Annotated in this window: 11 protein-coding genes and 1 pseudogene; 5 read left to right on the top strand and 7 right to left on the bottom strand. The window is 69.4% G+C overall.

The genetic code is table 11. The features are described 5' to 3' along the window. Positions 1–173 precede the first annotated feature (173 nt). Positions 174–1,574 (top strand): cryptochrome/photolyase family protein, encoded by a 1,401-nt coding sequence (locus tag FXO18_RS13125; RefSeq protein WP_149361569.1) that lies wholly within the window; start codon positions 174–176, stop codon positions 1,572–1,574. Between the two features lie 55 nt (positions 1,575–1,629). Here FXO18_RS13125 and FXO18_RS13120 read toward each other — a convergent pair whose 3' ends face one another. From FXO18_RS13120 to FXO18_RS13110, 3 genes are all read right to left on the bottom strand, one after another. After that, positions 1,630–3,090 (bottom strand): sensor histidine kinase, encoded by a 1,461-nt coding sequence (locus FXO18_RS13120; protein ID WP_149361568.1) that lies wholly within the window; start codon positions 3,088–3,090, stop codon positions 1,630–1,632. Between the two features lie 41 nt (positions 3,091–3,131). Continuing rightward, positions 3,132–3,824, bottom strand: coding sequence for a response regulator transcription factor (locus FXO18_RS13115; protein ID WP_149361567.1), 693 nt, complete (start codon positions 3,822–3,824; stop codon positions 3,132–3,134). Between the two features lie 87 nt (positions 3,825–3,911). Next, positions 3,912–5,414, bottom strand: a complete 1,503-nt coding sequence (locus FXO18_RS13110) for a carboxyl transferase domain-containing protein (RefSeq protein WP_149361566.1) — start codon at positions 5,412–5,414, stop codon at positions 3,912–3,914. A 117-nt stretch (positions 5,415–5,531) separates the two neighbouring features. Between FXO18_RS13110 and FXO18_RS13105 the strand changes: the two genes are divergently transcribed. From FXO18_RS13105 to FXO18_RS13095, 3 genes and pseudogenes are all read left to right on the top strand, one after another. After that, positions 5,532–6,392 (top strand): aldo/keto reductase, encoded by an 861-nt coding sequence (locus FXO18_RS13105; RefSeq protein WP_149361565.1) that lies wholly within the window; start codon positions 5,532–5,534, stop codon positions 6,390–6,392. Positions 6,393–6,542: 150 nt separating this feature from the next. Beyond that, positions 6,543–7,271 (top strand): enoyl-CoA hydratase, encoded by a 729-nt coding sequence (locus FXO18_RS13100; protein ID WP_149361564.1) that lies wholly within the window; start codon positions 6,543–6,545, stop codon positions 7,269–7,271. Between the two features lie 546 nt (positions 7,272–7,817). Beyond that, positions 7,818–8,477, top strand: a pseudogene (locus FXO18_RS13095) (VanW family protein); the annotation flags it as partial. A 242-nt stretch (positions 8,478–8,719) separates the two neighbouring features. Here the strand turns inward: FXO18_RS13095 and FXO18_RS13090 are convergent. From FXO18_RS13090 to FXO18_RS15975, 4 genes are all read right to left on the bottom strand, one after another. After that, positions 8,720–9,346, bottom strand: a complete 627-nt coding sequence (locus tag FXO18_RS13090) for a hypothetical protein (RefSeq protein ID WP_149361562.1) — start codon at positions 9,344–9,346, stop codon at positions 8,720–8,722. Positions 9,347–9,428: 82 nt separating this feature from the next. Beyond that, positions 9,429–10,094, bottom strand: a complete 666-nt coding sequence (locus FXO18_RS13085) for a vWA domain-containing protein (protein WP_149361561.1) — start codon at positions 10,092–10,094, stop codon at positions 9,429–9,431. Between the two features lie 45 nt (positions 10,095–10,139). Further along, positions 10,140–11,132, bottom strand: a complete 993-nt coding sequence (locus FXO18_RS13080; protein WP_149361560.1) for a ribonuclease HI — start codon at positions 11,130–11,132, stop codon at positions 10,140–10,142. Positions 11,133–11,207: 75 nt separating this feature from the next. Continuing rightward, positions 11,208–11,378 (bottom strand): hypothetical protein, encoded by a 171-nt coding sequence (locus FXO18_RS15975; RefSeq protein WP_187774355.1) that lies wholly within the window; start codon positions 11,376–11,378, stop codon positions 11,208–11,210. Between the two features lie 165 nt (positions 11,379–11,543). Here FXO18_RS15975 and FXO18_RS13075 point away from each other — a divergent pair, with 165 nt between their 5' ends. Next, entirely contained in the window at positions 11,544–13,562 is a 2,019-nt protein-coding gene (locus FXO18_RS13075) for a hypothetical protein (RefSeq protein WP_149361559.1), read from the top strand. Positions 13,563–13,626 lie beyond the last annotated feature (64 nt).

Raw genomic sequence — 13,626 nt, 5'->3', positions numbered from 1 at the left:
GTTTGGTGCGGGGCGGCGCCGAGCGAGGCGAACCGGTGGTCGCGGCCCGAGGCGGTCCGTGTGTATTCGGCGCGGCGAGCGGGCAGTATTGGTGGCTGTGACCGGCATCGCAATTGCGGCGGGCACAGGTAGCTGCGAATCGCCGCGTGGCGCGAGCGCCATATGTTCCCAGTATGGGTAGCAGCGAAAGGAAAAGGACAATCACGACTAATAGTGCGACCGAGAACACAATCGTCTGGTTCCGCCGCGATCTTCGGCTCAACGATCTCCCGACGCTGCTCGCCGCCGCGGATTCCGCCCGCAATGCGCTCGCTGTGTTTGTCCTCGACCCGGCACTGATCAAGCCCTCGGGAGTGCGCCGCCGCACCGCCCTCATCGCCTGCCTCAACAAGCTCGATGAAGCACTCGACGGGCGCCTCCTCGTGGTGCGCGGCAACCCCGTCGAGATCATCCCGGATCTCGCGCGCCGCATCGAGGCGACCCAGGTGCACATCAGCTCCGATCACGGCCCCTACGGCACCCGCCGCGACGCCGCCGTGGAGCAGCACATCCCGCTCGTGCGGACCGGCTCGCCGTTCGCCGTGGCGCCCGGCCGCATCGTCAAGGACGACGGCACCGCGTACCGGGTGTTCACCCCCTACTACAAGCGTTGGCTCGATCACGGCTGGCGCGCGCCCGCGAGCACCAGTGCCAGCACCAACACCTGGATCGATCCCGCTGCCGTCGCGGGCGTCGAGCGCGCGGAGCTGCCCGCCAACATCAAGCCTGTCTGCCCGGTCGGCGAGCAGGCGGCCCACGAGCAGTGGCAGGAATACCTGGCCAACAGTGTCGATCAGTACAAGGAGCACCGCGACCGCCCCGACCTCGACGACACCACCCGCATGTCCGTCCACCTCAAGTGGGGCGCCATCCACCCCCGCACGATGCTCGCCGACCTGCGCGACCACGACAGCGACAGCGCGCGCGAGCTGCGTCGCCAGCTCGCCTGGCGGGACTTCTACGCGGATGTCCTCGCTCGCGAGCCCCGCTCGGCGCGCCACAACCTCAACCCCGACTTCGACCGCATGCCGCTCAGCGCCGACACCGCCGAGGCGCAGGAACTGCTCGCCGCATGGAAGGCCGGGCGAACCGGATACCCGATCGTCGATGCGGGGATGCGCCAGCTCCTCCACGAGGGCTGGATGCACAACCGGGTCCGCATGATCGTCGCCTCCTTCCTCGTCAAGGACCTGCACCTGCCGTGGTGGTGGGGTGCCCGGTTCTTCATGCGGCATCTCGTGGACGGTGACCTGCCCGCCAACCAGCACGGCTGGCAGTGGGTCGCTGGCTCCGGCACGGATGCCGCCCCGTACTTCCGCATCTTCAACCCCATCACCCAGGGGCAGCGCTACGACCCCGACGGCGACTACGTGCGGCGCTGGGTCCCCGAGCTGCGCGACATCCCCGGCAAGGGCGTCCACACGGTGGGGGAGCGGGGCATCGAGGTGCCCGGCTACCCCGCGCCCATCGTCGATCATGCTGTGGAGCGCCGCGAGGCCCTGGCCCGCTACGAGCACGTCAAGCAGGCCCGCTGAGGCTAGTGCCGTGCCGGATCGTGAGCATCTGGCCACGTGCGGTGTGGCTGGTCGTTCACGATTCGCCCGGGCTGGATTCGTGCGAGCTGGAACCGTCGCCACTGGCCGGCGCTCCCGCTGCGGCCGGGAGACGGTCGCTGCGCGGGATGCGGATGCGCAGCGTGAGCCGGGTGCCACCGAGCGGACTGGTGGTGATGAACGCCCGCCCACCGTGCAGCTCGGCCTGCTGGGCAACGAGGGACAGCCCGAGGCCAGAGCCCGAGCTTGTGGTGTTGGAGCCGCGGCTGAACCGCTGGAAGACCGACTCCCACTCCTTCATGGGGATGCCGCAGCCATTGTCATCGACGGTGATGTCGAAGTAGTTGTTGCGCTGCGGCTTGGTGGCGAGCTGCACGACGGTGGCCCTGCCGTGCTTGATGGCGTTGGTGATGGCGTTGTCAAGGCTGAGGCGCAGCCCGGCGGGCAGGCCGCGCATGGTGACGTTGTCGACGTCGCCGAGCTCGATGGAGGCGGTGGGGTGTACGCGGCTGGACTCGTGGACGACACGGTCGAGCAGGTCCGGGATGTTGACGTCCTCGTAGTCGGCCCGGCGGGCGAGATCACCAGCAGCGAGCCGCTCGAGCGCCTTGAGGGTCTGCTCGATCCGCGTGATGGACTGCAAGGTCTCGGTGATGATGGTGCGACGATCCTCCGGCGGGGGGTCGAGAGTATCGAGCACCTCGAGGTTGGTGCGCAGCGCGGTGAGCGGGGTGCGCAGCTCGTGGGCGGAGACCGCCGAGAAGTCGCGGGCAGTCTCGAGCGCGTGATTCTTGCGGCGCTGCTCGCGGGTGATCCGGGCGAGCATCGAGGAGATGGCGCGCGATAGCTCCTCGGCCTCGATGGCGCCCGTGACGATCGGGATGGGGCGCAGGTCATCAGCGGTGATGCGGCGCGTCTGATCGGTGAGCTGGCGCAGGGGGCGGACAGCGAACCCGGCGAACAGCCAGCCGAGCGCGGCGGCGGCCGCGATGGCCAGCATGGACACGATGACAGTGAGCCGGCGCTCGGAGTTGATCTGATCGACGGTGTCGCGGGTGGGCACGGCCACGGAGAGGAAGGCGCGCGGCTCCTCGACCAGCGTGACGGTGAGAATGCGGTACTCCTCGCCCTCGATGGTACGGGTGGCGAGGCCATCGGGCAGCCGGGGGATCTTGACGCTGCGGGCCGCGATGAGGATCCGGTCGGCGTGATACGTCGCCTCGAAGCCCTCTGGCAGCTGGGTGCGGGCGGCGAAAAGCGAGTTGGCCGAGAGGCTCGCGGCGATGGATGTCACGGCGCTGAGCTGCTGGTCGAGCGTGGCGTGCTTATCAGTGCCGATGCGGTACCACATGAACGAACCGACGGTGGCGACGATGATGGTGGCACCGAGCGCGGAGGCGATCGCGACCCGGGTGGCGAGGGAGAGCGACGGCAACCGGGTCGTACCGAACCAGCGCGCTAGCTGGCGGGAGAGGCGTTGCAGCGCGGTCCTGGTCATGGATGCGGGGCCCTAGGGATCGGTGGTCATCGAGAAGGTGCTCATTCGGTGCGGAGGATGAATCCGATTCCGCGCACGGTGTGCAGCATGCGTGGCGAGCAGTCGGCCTCGAGCTTCTTGCGGAGATAGCCCACGAACACATCGACGACGTTGGTATCCGCGGTGAAGTCGTATCCCCACACGATCTCGAGCAGCTGCTTGCGCGACAGTACCGCATCCTTGTGCTGGACGAGGGTGGTGAGCAGCTCGAACTCCCGCTTGGTCAGATCGAGCTCGCGGTCATTGCATGTGGCGCGCCGGGCCGTGACATCGATAGTGATGGGGCCAGCGATGAGAGTCTCGCGCGGGGCGGCAGGCGTATCGGTGCGGCGGCGCAGCATCGCGCGCACGCGGGCGACGAGCTCGCCGAGCGCGAACGGCTTGGTCAGGTAGTCGTCGGCACCGGCCTCGAGGCCGGCGATGCGATCATCGACGGAGCTGCGGGCACTGAGGACGCAGATCGGCACGTCGCTGCCCATCGCGCGCAGCGCGGTGACCACGCTGACCCCGTCGAGCCGGGGCATCGTCACGTCGAGGATCACGGCATCCGGCTGGTACTCCCGGATGCGGCGCAGCGCCACCTCGCCATCCTCGGCGGTGGTGGTGTTGAACCCGGATAGGCGCAGGCCGCGTTCGAGGGAAGCGAGGATCTCGGCGTCGTCATCGACGATCAGCACCAGCGCGGACTCGGGCATGTCGTCATAGTGCCAGTTTTCTCACGATTCTCACAGTGCGTTGGTTCTGGCGGGGGCCGACTGGCCGACAGGGTCGATCGGGCCGGTTCACCGGGACGGCAGTCCGAACTCGCGGTAGCGGCGCAAGCGCGCGGCATGGCGCTGCTGCGAGGGCTTCAGCGAGAGGTCGCGGATCTCGCGGGCGATGGCAGCGGCGACGCGCTGGCTGAACGGAATGGGTTCCTGCGCGGCGTCAGGCTCCTCGGGGATGATGGCATCAACGATGCCCGCGTGCAGCAGGTCGCGCGAGCGGATGCCCTGCTGCGCGGCGATGTCCGCGGCGCGGCCCGTGGAGCGGTAGACGATCGCGCTGGCGCCCTCCGGCGGTAGCGGCGCGAGCCAGCCATTGAGCGCGCACAGCACCCGGTCGGCCGGCAGCATCGCCAGCGCGCCACCGCCGGTGCCCTGGCCGAGCAGCACCGACACGGTGGGGCAGCGCAGCGTGACGAGCTCCGCGAGGCAGCGGGCGATCTCCCCGGCCAGGCCACGTTCCTCGGCGTCCTTGGACAACGCTGCGCCCATCGTGTCGATGATCAGCACCAGCGGCAGGTGCAGCTCCTCGGCGAGCCGCATGCCCCGGCGGGCCTCGCGCAGCGCTGCGGGACCGAACGCATCGCTGTCGGCGGAGACTGCGCGATCCTGCGCCAGCACCACGCAAGGAGTGCCCGACAAGCGGGCCAGGTACAGCAGCATCGAGCGATCCGACTCGCCCTGCCCGGTGCCGCTCAACGGGGTCAGGGTGGTGGCGCCGTGGCGGAGCACGCTGCGCGAGCCAGGCCGGATGGGGCTGCGGGACGCCAGCACGGAATCCCACGCGGGAATGTCGGGCAGGTCCTCGATCAACGGGGCAGGCTCGAACCGCTCCGGCAGCTTCGGCGTGCCACCGAGCACGCGCAGCACCCGGTCGAGGATGGGGCGCAGCCACCGCACCGGCACCACGCCGTCGATCACGCCACGCTGGTACAGGTTCTCCGAGGTCTGCACGCCCTCCGGGAAGCTCGCCCCGTGCAGCGATTCATACACGCGCGGGCCGAGGAAGCCCACCAGCGCGCCCGGCTCGGCGACAGTCACATGGCCGAGGGAGCCCCACGAGGCGAACACCCCGCCGGTAGTGGGATGCCGCAGGTAGACCAGGTAGGGCAGGTGCGCTTCCTTGTGGATCTTGATGGCCGCGGCGATCTTCACCATCTGCAGGAACGCGACCGTGCCCTCCTGCATGCGAGTACCGCCCGAGGTGGGGGAGGCCAGCAGCGGCAGTCGTTCCGCGGTGGCGCGCTCGATGGCCGAGACGATCCGTTCCGCCGCGGCCACGCCCACCGAGCCGGCGAGGAACCCGAAATCGCACGCGATCACCGCGACCCGGCGCCCGCGGATGCGCCCCTCGCCCGTCACCACCGACTCATCGAGGCCGGACTTCTCGCGGGCCGCCTCGAGATCAGCCCGGTACTGCTCGGACATCGCGACCCGGATCGGCTCGGTGTCCCACGACATGAAGGATCCGAGGTCGAGGACGTTGTCGCACAACTGCGCGGACGTTGTCACTGTGGGCATGGCGATACGCTCCCGGGGCCAGTGGGCATCGGTACTTGGCCGCAACGCTACCGCCAATCCGCGCGGGCGAGGATGAGAAACTGGATCCTTCGGACACATCGTCGCGAATGCCGCGCGATGCGGAATCCTCTGCGTCAGGAAGGCGTTAGAGCTGACGTGACTGTTCCCAGCATTCGACTCCACGACGGCAACACCATCCCCCAGCTCGGATACGGCGTCTGGCAGATTCCCGACGACCAGGCCCACGAGGCAGTGGCAACGGCACTCGAGACCGGCTACCGCCACATCGACACCGCCCGCATCTACGACAACGAGGCCGGCACCGGCGCCGCGATCCGCGAATCCGGCATCCCCCGCGACCAGATCTACGTCACCACCAAGCTGTGGAATGACGACCAGGGCCGCGACCGCGCGCTCCGCGCCTTCGACGACAGCCTCACGCGGCTCGGCCTCGACCACATCGACCTCTACCTCATCCACTGGCCCAAGCCCGCCGAAGGGCTCTACACCGAGACGTTCGCCGCGCTCCAGCAGCTCAAGGCAGACGGCAAGGTCCGCTCCATCGGCGTCTCCAACTTCCAGGTACCCCACCTCGAGCAGCTCATCGAGGCCACTGGCGAGGTGCCTGCCATCAACCAGATCGAGCTGCACCCCCGCTTCTCCCAGCCCGCGCTGCGCGAGTTCCACGCCCGCCACGGCATTGCCACCGAGGCATGGAGCCCGCTCGGCCAGGGACAGATCCTTCAGGATCCCGTGCTCGCCGAGATCGCCACCGAGACCGGCGCCACAGTCGCGCAGGTCATCCTGCGCTGGCACCTCCAGCTCGGCAACGTCGTCATCCCGAAGTCCGTCACGCCAGGACGCATCAAGGAGAACTTCGACATCTTCGGCTTCGAGCTCACCGATGAGCAGGTCGACCGCATCACCGCGCTCGACGTCACCGACGGGCGCATCGGACCCGATCCCGATACTTTCTAGCCCTTCACCAATCCGTCAGCAGCCCCCGGCGCCAATAGCGCCGGGGGCTTCCTCGCATCCCGGGCAGGCGCCCACAGTAGGGTTCAAGGAACAGGGCCCGCGAAGCTTTCGCGCAACGAGGACCGCGAACCACGATCGAACGAGGTAGGAATGCTCGGGTACAGCCGTGACCAGGACGTCGTGACCATTGAGCTGCAGCGCGAGGACCGCCGCAACGCGCTCAACACCAGCATCTGCACCGGCATCACCGAGATGGTGCGCGAGGCCGAGGAGACCAGCGCCCGCGCCATCGTCCTCACCGGCCGCGGAGCTGCCTTCTGCGCCGGAGCCGATCTCGGCAGCGCCGCCTACGACCGTGACTTCATCGGCTCCCTCTACGCCATGCTCCACGCCGTCCAGCACACCCCGCTGCCCGTCATCGCTGCCGTCAACGGCCCGGCCATCGGCGCCGGGGTGCAGCTCACCGTTGCCGCTGACCTGCGCGTGGTCGCCGAAGACGCCTACTTCATGGTGCCCATCGCCAAGCTCGGCCTCGCCATGGACAACTGGACCATCAACCGCCTCAGCGAACTCGCCGGCGGATCCACCGCCCGCGCCATGCTCATGGCCGCCGAACCGCTCGCCGCCGACCGCGCCCTGCAGTGCGGGCTCGCCAACCGCCACGGCGACCTCGCCGCCGCCCAGCAATGGGCCGCGGAGATCGCCCAGCTCGCGCCGCTGACCATCCGCCACCTCAAGCTCGTGTTCAACCACGCCGCCCAGAGCGAGCCCACCGCAGAGCAGCAAGCCGCCCACCGTGCCGCGTGGGCCAGCTCCGACGTCGCCGAGGCCCGGCAGGCCCGCAAGGAAGGCCGCCGCCCCAGCTTCACCGGCGACTAGTTGGGGCGCGGCGGCGCTGGTGGTCTCCGTGCTGGTGGTCTCAGCGCTGGGTCCGCGCGGGTGGAAACTTTTCCCGATCCACGCGGGAATAGTTTCCACTGCGGCGGAGCGGGGAAGGCTCCAAGTCGGAGTTGCGCGGTTTTGCACCCGAATTGCCGGATTCGAGCGCGCAGGAATGAGTATTGCCGATGGGCACCATTGGCCCAGCACTGCGCCACAACCCCTCGACATGCGGCTTTGGTCGGGGATGCACTATCTTGAGTAGGTACACGATTCGTTTGAGGAGTGGAAATGCGGTTGTTGGGAAAGTTGTCCGCAGCGGGTGCCGGTGTCGCGCTCGTTCTCGCTGGGGCTGCCCCGGCCGCAGCGGACCCACTGGGTGACCTGTGGGACTCGCTGAACCTGCCAGGCCCGGCGCCCGTGCTTGAGCTGCCAGAGATCCCCATGCCACCCAATGGCTCCGAGGGTCTCCTGCCGCCCGCGCCCCAGGCGCCCCCGGCACCGGTCGCGCCTGCCGCGCCCGTTGCTCCCTCCGCCCCGCAGGGCAACCAGGTCATCGGTGAGTTCACCACCGGAGGCTTCGCAGCCGATTCCGGCGTGAACATCCGCCGCGTCGCCGAGGAGGTCAACGGTGCTGTCATCGCGCCGGGCGCTGTGTTCTCCCTCAACGGCTACACCGGCCCGCGCGGATCAGCGCAGGGCTACATCGAGGCTGGCGTCATCATCAACGGACGCCCCGGCAAGGCCATCGGCGGAGGAATCAGCCAGTTCGCCACCACCCTGTTCAACGCGTCGTACTTCGCGGGAATGCAGGACGTGGAGCACCACGAGCACTCCTACTACATCTCCCGCTACCCGGCCGGGCGCGAAGCCACCGTATGGGAGGGCGTGCTCGACGTGAAGTTCCGCAACACCTCGCCCAACAGCGTGCGCATCGAGGCATTCGCCAACGCCAGCACCGTCACCGTCCGCATCATCGGCACCAAGACCGTCAACGTCGAATCCGTCAACGCTGGCCGCTGGAACTACACCCAGCCCGGCACCATCACGCTGGCCGCCGGACCGAACTGCATCCCCACCAGCGGGCAGCAGGGCTTCACCACCAGGGACACTCGCATCATCCGCAGCGCCAGCACCGGCGCCGAGATCTCCCGCAACTCCCACACCGTCGTCTACGACCCGCTGCCCACCGTGTACTGCCGCTGATACCAGCGCGAACTGGCCTGCATCCCCTCGGGAAGCAGGCCAGTTTCGTTTGCGCGGCGGGGGCTGGGTGGACCCGGCCCGCCTCCAGCTCGGGCCCACATCCCCGCTCGGCCCCGCCCCCTGCTCGGAAGTGTTACGTTTCGCACCCTCGAACGGCTGCGCGAGGGTGCAATACCTCGCACAACCGGGGAGCTTGGGCACACAACCGGGGGCGCGGAGCCAGCCCCACCGCAGCCGGGCGACTACCCGCCCTGGAAGAACACGCGGGTGTCGTCGAGGCTGAAGCTCTCCTCCACGAGGATCACCCCGCCCGCAACGGCACCGGACGGCACGGACCAGCACTGGTTCGCCTCGCGCGTGGCGCCGGGGAACTGCTCGTTGATGTCGTTGAACGGCTCGGGGAACACGCCGCAGTAGTCGTCGGAGCCAGTGGCGTAGGCGTTGCCGTCCGCGCCCACGTACTTGGTGGTCAGGTCGAGCCACGGGGTGCCGGATTCCTCGCCGATGTAGGTGAGAGAGATCCGGGCCATCACGAACTCCCGACCGGGGACAGGCTCATCGTTGAACTGGTTCTCGGCAAGCACGATGGGTGTCGCGTCCGCGGTGATGGATACGACGTTGACCTGCCAGTCGGGGCCGAGCTCGACGGTGGTGCCGGTCGGGACAGGATTGCCGCGCGTGCCGAAAGCGGGGCCGCTGTTGTCCTGCTCGCTAGTGGGCGCACCTGCAGCATCGGCGGCACCGGCGTCCGAAGAGGATGCCTCCTCGATAGCGCGGGTGCCGGAGCCATCGGCCGGGTTGGTGGCGCAGCCGGTGAGGAGCACGGCGAGCACGAGGGCCGCGGAGGCGGCGGGGAGGGAGTTCTTCATGGTGTCCTTCTTTCTTCTGGGTATTCGTATGGGTCGAGCAGCGGGGGGGGGGAGGGCCCCGGGGCGGGTGCGCCAGGAGTGCTCAGCCCTGGTCGCCGATCGCGCGGCGGCGATCGTCCGCGCTGAATCCAGCAGGAGTGCCGGGGGTGCTGCGGGAGCGCTCGACGTAGTCGGACAGCACCTCCATGGCGTCGCCTACGCCGTCGGAGTCAGCGCTGTAGGTGAGGGAGCGATCGGCGCGGAAGCCGAGGTCGTGGCCTACCTCGACGGCATCGAGGTTGGCGCCGAGGAAGACGAACTCCCAGCCGTGCTCGTCCTGCTGCCCGGTGACGAGGTCGCGGACGCCTTCGACGGTCCAGGTCTTGCTGGCGTTCTCGTGGCCGTCGGTGATGACGACGACGATCACCTTGTCCGGGGCGGGGCCGGGCTCGACGTCCTGGGGCTCGAGGTCCTCGGCGCGGTGGAGCTCATCGCGGATCTCGGTGACGAAGCGGCCCACGGCATCGAGGAGGGCGGTGAGCCCGCGGGGCTGGAGATGCAGGCCGGTGACCTCGCGGGCGGGGATGGGCGGGAAGACGTCCTCGTAGTGGGTGTCGAACTGGGACAGGGTGACGAGGGCGGTGCCGGGCAGCGCGTCCTGCTTGGCGATGAGCGCGGCGAACCCGGCTTCCATGTCCTTCTTGATCGAGGCCATCGATCCGGAGCGGTCGAGCAGGACAGCGATGAGGGTGGTGGCGGAGTGGGGCATGGAGCCTCCTTGGTCGAGGGGCGGACTGCGATCAGGTGGGAGGGTTCAGGCGGGCTGGGCCGCGCGCAGGTCGCTGGCGATGGTGTGGCTGATGGCGCGCAGGGCACCTGGGGTGGCGTTGGCGATGCGGCAGCGGCGGGTGGCAACGGCAAGCCGGTGCGCCGCCTCGTTGAGGCTGTTGCCGTTGTGCCCGCGCACCCAGGTGATCTCGATGCGTCGTCCGTTGCGCTTGCTCCTGATCCGCTGCACCAGGGCGCGGGTGGAGCTGTTGCGGATGCGTTGCAGGTCCGCCTTCTTCCCGAGGGCGAGGACCGCGTGCTGGTTGTCGCTGAGGATCCGCAGCGGACGAGTGCCGGGCGTGGCGTCGATGGCGAGCTCGATGGCGGCGAGCTCGGCGTGGAAGGTATCGGAGATGGAGCGCAGGAATCGCGTGGTGGTGCGGCCGTCGGCGTCGATGGCGGCGATCCCCGCGCCGGGGCGCAGCCTGTCGATCGAGGCGTCGGTGCCGATCAGCAGGACGGGCTGCCGTGCCTGGTGCTCGCGCAGGAGAGCCTCGTGGTGGGCAGTGATCGAGCGCATCGCCCGGGCGGTGGCGTCGCTGAGCTTCGCGCGCTCGGCGCTACGGGGGAAGGCGCCTGTCATCGTCACGAGGGGGAACGATGCGGCGGCGTCGCGCACGAGCCTCCGCAGCACGGCATCGTGGATGTGGAGGGAAAGCTCGCCGCCCGCTGATTCGACCGCCTCGTACAGCCCGCCGAAGCACTCCAGCCCGGCGAGCGCGATGGCGTTGTCGGTGGCCCGGCCTACCGTTGTCGGCAACGGCGCGCTGGCCACGTGGGTGGTCAGGTGCGTGCCATCGGTGACGGCGGCGACGGCCCACGCGGTGGGGGACAGTGCATCGCCGGTGAAGCAGGGCGCCTGAAAGGTGCGGATGACGGCGCGCCAGCGGGGCGCGGCAGGCAGCAACGGGGCGGGCGTGGTCCGGCCGGTGAGGCCACGGCGGACGGTGTGGGCGAGGACGGACCAGCGAACGGGCATGGCAGTTTCCTTTGCTCGGGACGAGAGGACGGGGCTTCTCGGGGGATGGGCGGTTAGGCGGCGTGGGTGCGGGTGCTATACGTCGCGGGTCGAGGAGAGGTGATAGCCGCGGCAGCGGGGGCAGAAGTGGGCGTCGTACTCGTCGGCGTTGGCGAGCGCCTCAGTGGTGCTCAGGGCGTCGGTGCGGGTCTGGTAGCGGACCTTGCTGCCGCATACGGGCGGTGGTCGCGGGGGCGAGTGGTTCATGGCGGCTCCTTCATCTGGTGCCGACCTAGACTGACGCATACGTCTGACAAAAAATAGCTATCGACTGATAACTGGGTTATCACTAAATTGAGAAACAACATCGCAAGCGGCGGTAGGCTGAGAACACCAGCCCCGCCGACGACATCCCACCGAGGAGAACCCGCTGTGCCGCTCGAGAGGCCAACCCTGTCGCTGTCCCGCATCGCCGCCCTCGCGGAGGTGCAACGGCCCGTGGTCTCGGTATGGCGCACCCGCAGCGCTGGGACCAGCACCCCGTTCCCCTCGCCGGTGCGCGCCGAGGGGCAGGGCGAGCGGTTCGATGCCCGCGAGGTCAGCGAATGGCTGCGCGCGACGGGCAAGGGCAACAACCCCACAGCGCCCGAGGATGCGGTCGCGTTCGCGGAGCTCGCGGGCAGCGGAGGCGTCGAGGACCAGCAGATGTTCGCAGCGCTCACCGCGCTGCTCTGCCTCAAGGTGGCGACGGGCGAGCAGATCGGCGACCTCGGCACCGAGGAACTCGTGGATCTCGCCGACGATGCCGACCCGGATGACAGCTGCCTGTATCGCGAGATCGCGGCCGTCGGCGACCTTGCCCCCGTCCTCGCAGCCTGGGCCGATCAGGCCGCGAGCGCCGCCTACAGTCCCGTCGCGGCGATGGAGCGGTTCATCGGGCGGCGCATCGATCTGGCGACACCGCGCGACCCGGCCGTGGCGCTCACCGACCACGCCGCCGAGATCCTGTCCCGCATCGCGCTCTCCGTGAGCGGGGGAGCGGCCACCATCGTGGACCCCGCGCCGGGCGGATCGGACCTGCTCGTCGCCTGCAACGCCGCGGCGCCCGATGCGGGCATCACCGCGCGCACCGTGCATCGCCAGGATCCGGCGTCCCGGCTAGCCCGGCGCCGGCTGAGGGCGCATGACATCCACTGCCAGCCACTGCGCATCGACGAGGGCGGCGCGTTCCTGCCCCCCGCCGACGCGCTCATCGTCACCCACCTCCCGGCCCCGTCCACGCCCACGATGGATCGCGACGCGATGCTCCGGGCCATCGACGAGATCGCGCTGCAGCTCACCGAAGGCCACGTGGCGCTCGTCGCCGCGCCCGCCAGCGTCCTCGCCAAACAGCTCAGCGGAGCCAGCGACGACATCCGGTCGGGACTGCTCCGCTCAGGCTGCGTCCGCGCCATCGTCGCCCTGCCCAAGGGATGGGTGCGCACCACCCCGCAGGAAAGCCTCGCCCTGTGGATCCTCGCGCCCGCTCCTCGGGGAACGACCCCCGACCAGCGCTACGTCCTCACCGCTGACATGGCCAACGCGCGCCTCGACCAGACTGACCTCGAGAATCTGCTCACCGATCTCGAAGCAGGCCTGCGCACTCCCGCCCTCGCGCACACCCACGCGTTCCGCTTCAGCCGCCTCGTCCCACTGCCGTCGCTGCTCACCTATCGCGGCGACCTCACCGACACCGGTGCCCCCACCCCGCGCGATCCCATCGCCGGCGCTGAGCTTGCCCAGCGCATCAACACCCTCACCCGCACGATCGCCGAGCAGAGCAGCCAACCCGTAGCGATCGACATCCCCGTGGGTCGCGCCACGACGGGGCAGCGACCACACACCGCCACCATCGGCTGGCTCATCACCGAGAAGATCCTGCGGACCGTACCCGGCACCCGCCTCGACCCCGCTCACATCGGCAGTGGCGCGGGCGTTCGCGTCATCGGGTGCGACGAGCTCATCGGACGCCACCCGCTCGGCGAACGCACCATCGACGCCGCCCGGTTCGCCCTCGAGCACCCCTACGCGCGCTACACCGAGCCCGGCGACATCGTCTACGCCACCAGCCCGCGCATCACCGCCATCGTGGACTACGACGGCACCAGCGTCGTCGAGGCCCCTGCCCGCGTGCTACGCCTCGCCTCGAAACAGCCCGCCGACCAGCGGGGAGTGCTGCTGCCCGGCGTTATCGCCGCCGACATCAACACCCAGCCCGACCACGCCAAGAACGTTCGCGGCTGGCCCATTCGCTACACGCCCACCGACCAGGCCGACGAGCTAGCCCGCCACCTGCGCCGCATCGACACCGAGCAGCACTCGCTCCGGCAGCAAATCAGCCTCCTCGCGCAGCTCGCCCGCACCACCTACGACGGCGTGACCCGCCGCAGCATCGAGCTCGCCACGGAGTAAATGTGGGCTTGCCGGTGCCGTAGTTGCCCCGGTCGCCCTGGGCCCCGCGATGTGGCCCCGGAAG

The organism is Lolliginicoccus suaedae (assembly GCF_008312885.1).
Taxonomy (GTDB): Bacteria; Actinomycetota; Actinomycetes; order Mycobacteriales; family Mycobacteriaceae; genus Lolliginicoccus; species Lolliginicoccus suaedae.
Note: the sequence above shows the minus strand (reverse complement) of the source record. Positions and strands in the feature narration are given on the sequence as shown.